The sequence below is a fragment of the Microcoleus sp. POL10_C6 genome, assembly GCF_036701585.1.
In the GTDB taxonomy this organism is placed as follows: Bacteria; Cyanobacteriota; Cyanobacteriia; order Cyanobacteriales; family Microcoleaceae; genus Microcoleus.
Genome location: NZ_JAUBRB010000047.1, coordinates 1 through 6,743 on the forward strand (window position 1 = coordinate 1; position 6,743 = coordinate 6,743).

Here is a 6,743-nt window from a genome sequence, read left to right on the forward strand (position 1 = left end):
TACCGCCGCGCTGCGGAAATTCAGGCGGATTTGCCGTGGCTTTCGCAAAAGTTGGCTGATGCTTTGAGGATGCGATCGCAGTGGGATTTGCGGGATGCGATGGGCTTGTACAGAAAGGCGATTCAGGAGAATCGTGATGACGTGCAGTTGTATCACAAGGCGCTGGAGATTGCGCCGAATGATGCTGACCTTTATGTTGAGTTGGCGGATGCTTTGGTGCGGCACAGTTGGCCGGATGGGGCGATCGTCTTTTATCAAATGGCGTTGCAGATTCGGCCGGGCGATGCTGAAATCACCCGAAAGTTAGAGAGTGTCCTGACCAAAAAAAAATCCTTAGATGAGTTAATAGCTCATTATCGCTATGTTATTAACCTTGACCAGAGCTCATGTTTAGATTATTACTCCTTGGGGGAAGCTCTGGCTAAACAAGAACAGTGGGATGAAGCCGTTGCTTGTTACCGACGTGCATTTCAACTTAACCCAAAAACAGATGCTTCTTGGTGTTATGAATATTTGGGAGGTAATTTAGCTAACCAGGGAGAAGAGGATGGGAAAAATTCTTTTCAAACAAAAGCTATTGATTGTCACCCTGACGTAACTGTGGTGATACCCATATTCAATGCCTATGAAGACACCAAAAAATGTCTGGAATCTTTGTTAAAATATACAGACTGTAAACACCAGATTTTAATCGTTAACGATGCCAGTACAGATGAAAGGATAACCGAGTTGACAACTCACTTTTCATCCCATTATCCCCAGGTAACGTTAATAAAGAATGCCAAAAACCTTGGTTTTGTCAAAACTTGTAACTTGGCGTTTAAAACTGCTCAAGGGCGAGATATTATCTTGGTTAACAGTGACACAGTATTGACAGCAAATTGGCTCGAAAACCTAATTATTGCTGCCTACTCCGACGCTCAAATAGCTACTGTTACTCCTTTGACCAATAACGGTACAATATGTTCTGTTCCCAGTTGGCTACAGGAAAATAATATTCCCCCCAATCAAACTATTGATAGTTTTGCAGATTTAATTAATCGAATTTCGTGGCGGCACTATCCTACTATTCCAACGGGTGTCGGTTTCTGTATGTACATTAAACGCGAAGTTTTGAATAAAGTAGGCTATTTTGACGAATTAAATTTTGGAAAAGGCTATGGAGAAGAAAATGATTTTTGCTACAGAGCCGCTCAGAAGGGATATTCTCACATCATTGATGATTCAACATTTGTTTACCATGCAGGCAGTAAATCTTTTGGAGCAGAAAAGCAAGAAATCGCCAATGTCAATTTACAACAGATGTCTAAGTTACATCCAACATATCTCCAAGATGTGGGCAACTTCATTAACGCCAGACCATTTCAATATATTATTGCTAATATCCAGCTTCATCAGCGTTTGGCAGAACTTAAGCGCTTGTCACCAATTTGCTTCATTCTTCACAACGATACAGAGAGTATAGCCAATGCTCCCTTGGGAGGAACTGAATATCACTGCGCTGCATTGATTGCAGAAATCAGTCCAAATCGACCTGTTTATACTCTGTATGCAACAGAAAAAGAAACAGTTGTCCTTACTGTCTTTTTCAAAGACGAAAAGTTTAAGTTTGAATTTAACTGTCCTGGTTTAAAGCATCGTCCTTACCTGTCCAATCATCCCGATTTTCAGAAAACGTTTCGAGGAATACTACAATATTTTGCTCCCAGCATAATACATATTCACCATTTGTTTCGCTGGCCTTTACGAGATGTTGTATCTGTCCTCAAGAAAATGCAGATACCTTACATTATTTCCACGCATGATTACTACTTTATTTGCCCCAGCTATAATCTGCTAGACAAAAATGCACAATTTTGTTTTGAGCACAAAAGCGAGGTATATTGTCAGGAATGCAGTCAGTCGTTATTCGGAGAAGGAAAAGACTTAAGACAAAATTGGCATAATATATGTCAAGAACTATTCACCGGTGCCTCTGAGATAATTTCACCTTCTGCTGCTGCAGGGTCATACTTTGCTAGAGAGTATCCAGATTTTAGCGATAAAATGAAGGTGATTAGGCATGGGGTTTTGAAAGAATTAGAGAACGAAAGACGGGTGCAATTTAGGACAAACATTGCTGTTGTCAAAAATAAATCATTACCAATTAAAGTAGCCTTTGTTGGGAATTTTGTTACTTACATAAAAGGGGCGCATTTGATAATAGATTTATTGGAAAAAGTGGCGACTCAAGAAGATTTAAGAAATAGTTTTGTTTTTGAAGGCTATGGTGGTTGTGTAGAAACGACAGATAAGTCTACTATGGAGTCGCTTAAGAAACATATTGAGTTTCGCGGTGCTTATAATACACAAGAGCTGCCTGAATTGCTAAAACATACCGATTTGGTTGTGCTGCCAGGAGTCACGGCAGAAACTTACAGTTTGGTAGCCGATGAAGTTTTGTCATTAGGCATACCAATTATTACGACACATCTAGGCGCGATCGCTGAACGAGTGAGAGAATACAAGGTAGGATGGGTTAGTAAATCGGTATCGACGGATGGCTTACTAGAAGTTTTAGCTTCGTTAGCGAGAAATCCTGATGAACTGTCCAGAATGAAGGCAAACATTCAACAATATCCACTGATTTCTTATGAAACTATGGCTCAACGATATTTAGAGGAGTATAAAACTTTTGAAGTTCGCCAATACGAGAGAAACCAATCGATGAAAACCGAACTTGACTTGCGATCGCTCTTTGTTGCATATTTGAAAGCTAAGTGGTTTTTAGATAATCCAGCAGTTTAGTGAAATTTCCAGAAATATACATTCACCTCAAAGGATCATTAATATCATGTCAAATCCAATGCTCGCAGATAATCTCAGCAGTCAGCCTCAAATGATGCAGACAGATGGGAAATCCCATCCGCATTGATTGAAAAGTAATGAATTTTAACTGGCGGGGTGACAACCCCGCCAGAAACCCATATTGAATAAAGATTCCGCCCACTTTTGTTCAAAAAATATAGGCTGCATGACAGTGGAAAACTGCTATAGCCATATTTTTTTGAACAGGTTTTGCCATGCCTGAAGTGTTTCATATGCAGCTACTCTGGTAAGATATCGGCTATTAACATCTTCAAGCGCTCTTTGTCCAATCCTGTGTCGCAATTCAGGGTTAGTTACTAATTCCCGAAGCGTATCAGTCCATTCTCTGGTACTACTACATAAATGCCCATTAAATCCATTTTTAATTGCTAGCTGAAACGCACTGGTGCTAGAAGCAACTGTTGGTACACCGAGAAGTCCGGCCTCGAAGTATTTAAGTTCGCTTTTACACTCTGTAAAATCGTTTTTGCTTTCGAGAGGTGCGAGATTAATATCCACTTTTCTATACAGATATGGTAACTCGCTCGGATCTACAAAGGGTAACATTTCAATTTGAGCGCTAAATTCATGCAATGATTTGGGAATATCTAGATACCCAACTATCATTAAACGAACACCGGGAAATTCCTGAAGAATATTGTACAAACCATCCACGCATTCGGCAAAGTCTTTTTGATGGCTTTTCGTCCCACTAAAATAGGCAATCCGAATGAACTTATCCTTGGGAATTTCCCTTAAGCGAGCTTGGATAGCTTCTTCCTCCATTTTTTGACTGATCCGATTTCTAGAAATGATAACGGGTAGGCCTGGAAAATTAATTCTGATTTCCTCTTCTAACCTATTTGTGCTTACCACTACACCATCGCAAAGTTCTATAGCCTGACGATTGCGCTTGACTTGATCGACAAAAATCTTCTTTTCTTCTATATCGAAGTTATTGTAGAGATCGACTTGATGCAGTCGGTCTATGTCAAATATTAGATCGTCTAGTTCATAGATAATCTTCATGCCGAGAGCATGAGCTTGGACAACAAAGTTTTCAAATTCATCTGTACGAGCAATACGATGAGCTACCACAATGGGATATTTTTTACTGATGAGTTCATCATAAGGAAATGTACAAGTCATGTAAATTTCAACTTCACAACCCACAAGCCTTAGCATTTCGGCTTGATGATGACATCTGTAAATATAGGAAGCAGCAGGGCAGCCACTAATAAATGCAAACTTTACAAGTGACGGTAAGCTGAAAGATTTTTTTTGTAATCTCTCTTGAGCCTGCTGAACTTGTAACTCTTTTTGAGCTAATCCTGCCTGAATCTCCTGTAACCAAGATTGAGATTTATTCAGATTTGTCTGAATTTTTTGTAGCTGTGGCAGCAATATTTCTTGCTGATCGTGAGTATGATTTTCAACCTTCACTGGTTGAGTATTACTATCGAAGTCATGGGATTGTATATCTAATTCTGTTGGCAAAAGCGGCTCTCTTTTTCTCAAAATGACAATGAATTCAATGCCATTTTCTTGACTGAACTCGATCTCAAACGGCAAAAACAATTGATCCTTACAATATAAAAGTAGGTTCAGAAAATCTAGTTTAGTCCAAACATGAAAATGAATACTATAACTTATATTAATTAACTGTTCAACTTGCTCTGCGACTTCTGCTTCTGGAGTTTTCATGACTAACCTGACCCATTCTTCAAAGTGGGCTTTCATTGACCATTGAGGCCCTTCAGTGTAATCACGAATCAAATGCTCCAGAGTTGTTACGGGGCGAGCGCAGTCAAAAGTGTACTGCTTGTCTGGTATAGCCATGTACATAACTCCACCAGGTTTAACAACCCTTAAGTGCTGCTCAATTGTCCCAATCGGATTCTGGCAATGTTCAATCATGTGATTGCTGATGACAAAATCGACGGAAGCATCCGCTATTGATGACAAAGCTTCTCCATCATCAACAATGTCAACTTCTACCAATTCATGTGCTGCCAGTTCTGGATATTGCTTTCTGAGTTCCGCGACTGGCATCCTATCTACATAACGGACTTTAGCATTGGCAGGAACTTGTAGGGGTGAATGCAACGCTCCCACCTCAATGCCATTTCCTGATAAATAACGCTCGGCAATTTGCCAGCGCAAGTTTACACCGCTGGTGATCTGCGATTGATCGGATTGTACTTGAGTCTCATCAGGTTGTACTTCAGTCTCATCAGGCTGTGATTGCGAGCGAGCCAATAAGATCTGATTTGGGTGCAAGTTTGTTTGTAAACGCTCCTGTTTCATCTGAAACCAGTTGATCGCTTCAGCTAGCTCGTCTTCTGTTTCATTGATCTTTACTGAAAGAGATTGTAGGGGGTACCTTTGAGCTAAACGATTAGTGGAAAAGCTGTATTGAGGTTGTACGATTTCTCCTTGATAGTTGTGTCGAACCTCAATTATTGCTCCAAACTCTTTGACAACACCTTTGTAATATTTGATAGCAAAGTCTAATTGAATGCCATTTTTATATAAATCTATCAAAACTTTTGGCTCTATTGTATAGACCAATTCTTTTAATAGCCATCTAGCTTTTAAACTGGCTTCCCAAAAATGGGGAAACCACACACATAGGTGCATATAATCATCTTCCTGGTAAAACTTCTTGTGTCCAAAAATAAAGGCTGAGTTCTCCCATGCGTATGGTGTCCAAAACTCTAACTGAGCCTTGTTAACGCAAATGCGACTCACTTCTCTGAACAGTTGAAATGGATCGTCTATATGTTCCAGAAAATGCGAAGAGTATATATAGTCCACAGAACTATCGGAAAATGGGAGTGGGTCTTTTTCTAAATTCAGGACATAATCAACACCAGGATAAGCAATATAATCTATACCAAGAGTTCCTGTTTTTTTGTTAGGGCCGCAGCCCAAATCTATTTTCAAGTATTCCATTACATTCTCCTTTAGTTTGATTCTCTCGAAATTTCCTTGTGCAATTTATGAAAAAAGCTGACCAATTAACCTTTGCTACTATACTACTCAAAAAGTAGCAGCTTAACGATTGTAAGACGTTTAGCTTCGGTGTGACATTGGCTTAGCTACAAGTACCCGGCTCATCAATTGTTTCCACTCTGCTGAATTAGTTAGTGATTTGGCATCAAATCCTTCACCCTTTTTAAAGGCTAACTTACTAAAGCTTTCTATCCATTTAAGGACTGTTTCTGTTGGTGAGAAAGGAGTACATTTTAAAGATTGCTTTAGGCATTCTTGCATTTGAATCAAATTTGCATTTTGGTAGGCATTCCAGGCATCCCATACTAAAAGTTCATACTGCATTTGACTCTCTGGGATTGGCTGAGATGCTAGATTTTTTTGGAACTGATCTCTATCCCCTTCCCTGTGTTTTATATGTAACAGAGTGTTGGTATGTTCTAACTCTCTCTGAGTTTCGCATAACTGAGTCTTGATATGTTCTAATTCTCTCTGAGTTTGTTGTAACAGAGTGTTGGTATGCTTGAGTTCTAGCTGAGTTGGATGTAATTGAAGTTCAGTCTCCTTTAACTCTATTTGAGTATGATGTAATTGAGACTGTGAATTCTCCAATACTGCTTCCGTCTGATGTAATTGAGACTGTGAATTCTCCAATACTACTTCCGTCTGATGTAATTGAGACTGTAAATTCTCCAATACTACTTCCGTCTGATGTAATTGAGACTGTAAATTCTCCAATACTACTTCCGTCTGATGTAATTGAGACTGTGAATTCTCCAATACTACTTCCGTCTGATGCAATTGAAGCTGAGTTTGTTCGAGTTCCTGTTGATTCTGATACAATTGAAGCTGAGTTTGTGCTAATTCTTGTTGAGTTTGATGAAGTTGAGAGTTCGACTGCT

2 protein-coding genes and 1 pseudogene are annotated in these 6,743 nt (G+C 39.5%); 1 reads left to right on the plus strand and 2 read right to left on the minus strand.

From position 1 onward, the window contains the following. Positions 1-141: 141 nt before the first annotated feature. Positions 142-2,787 carry a glycosyltransferase gene (locus QUA34_RS22280; RefSeq protein ID WP_333389255.1) on the plus strand — a complete coding sequence of 882 codons (2,646 nt, stop codon included), beginning with the start codon at positions 142-144 and terminating at the stop codon, positions 2,785-2,787. A gap of 243 nt (positions 2,788-3,030) precedes the next feature. Here the strand turns inward: QUA34_RS22280 and QUA34_RS22285 are convergent, their stop codons facing one another. Both QUA34_RS22285 and QUA34_RS22290 read right to left on the minus strand, forming a co-directional pair. Beyond that, on the minus strand, positions 3,031-5,802 hold the full coding sequence (locus tag QUA34_RS22285) for a methyltransferase domain-containing protein (RefSeq protein ID WP_333389256.1): 2,772 nt from the start codon (positions 5,800-5,802) through the stop codon (positions 3,031-3,033). A 120-nt stretch (positions 5,803-5,922) separates the two neighbouring features. Next, a pseudogene (locus QUA34_RS22290) lies at positions 5,923-6,743 on the minus strand (hypothetical protein); the annotation flags it as partial.

Bases quoted from the DNA above. Each gene is read 5' to 3' on its own strand.
- QUA34_RS22285 (WP_333389256.1), bottom strand. From the start codon at position 5,802: ATGGAATACTTGAAAATAGATTTGGGCTGCGGCCCTAACAAAAAAACA.